The sequence below is a fragment of the Mycobacterium sp. E735 genome (assembly GCF_001666955.1).
In the GTDB taxonomy this organism is placed as follows: domain Bacteria; phylum Actinomycetota; class Actinomycetes; order Mycobacteriales; family Mycobacteriaceae; genus Mycobacterium.
This window is the reverse complement of the sequence record NZ_LZIX01000319.1, coordinates 1-739: the sequence shown is the minus strand read 5'-3', so window position 1 is coordinate 739 and position 739 is coordinate 1. Positions and strand designations below refer to the sequence as shown.

At 68.2% G+C, this 739-nt stretch carries 1 protein-coding gene; it reads right to left on the bottom strand.

Features of this window, described 5'->3' with window-relative positions:
* Window positions 1-28: 28 nt before the first annotated feature.
* On the bottom strand, window positions 29-739 hold a 711-nt coding region (locus tag A5704_RS25870; protein ID WP_156669977.1), incomplete at its 5' end, for an ATP-binding protein.

Below are 739 nucleotides of genomic sequence, written 5' to 3'. Positions count from 1 at the left end.
GCGGTGTCGAGGGAGAGCGACGTGGGCATCATGTGATCCTCGCGGATAGGTGAACCGTGGTTCCGGCGGCATCAGGATTGATGGTGACGTCATTCATGAGCCCCCGCATGAGGGCAATACCCCGTCCCCGGTGGGGATAACTAGCCGGTTGCGGCGGTTTCCACGAGCCGGTGTCGGTGATGGTCAACTGCACCCGGTCGACCAGTGCGGTCGCGCCCAGGCTGATGGTGCCTTCCGGCTGGTCCCGGTGACCGTGCTCGATGGCGTTGGCGACGGCCTCCCCGGCGGCGACCAGCACGTTCATCGCCTGTTCCGGGTCCAGTCGGGTGCGGGTCAGCCAGGTGCGCAACGCGGTTCGTGCGGGCGCCAAGTGACTGACGTCAGCCGGGAACGTCAGCTCCAGCGGAGCGGGATGACGATAAAGCAGAACGACTACGTCGTCCTGATAGCCGCCGCCGGGGGCCAGACCGGACATGATGTGGTTCGCCAATTCGTCGAGCGTCGACCCGCGGCCGTCCTGCACGAACTCGGCCGCCCGGGAGATGCCCTGCCCCAACGCCGTACGGCGACGTTCGACCAAGCCGTCGGTATAGAGCAGCAGGGTGGCACGCGCCGGCACGGTCACCCGGGCCTCGGGGCGGGACCAGTTGGGCCGCACTCCCAACGCGATCGTGTGACCGTCGTCGAGCATCTGGGTGGTGCCGTCCGCGTGGACCAGGATGGGCGGCGGGTGCCCGGC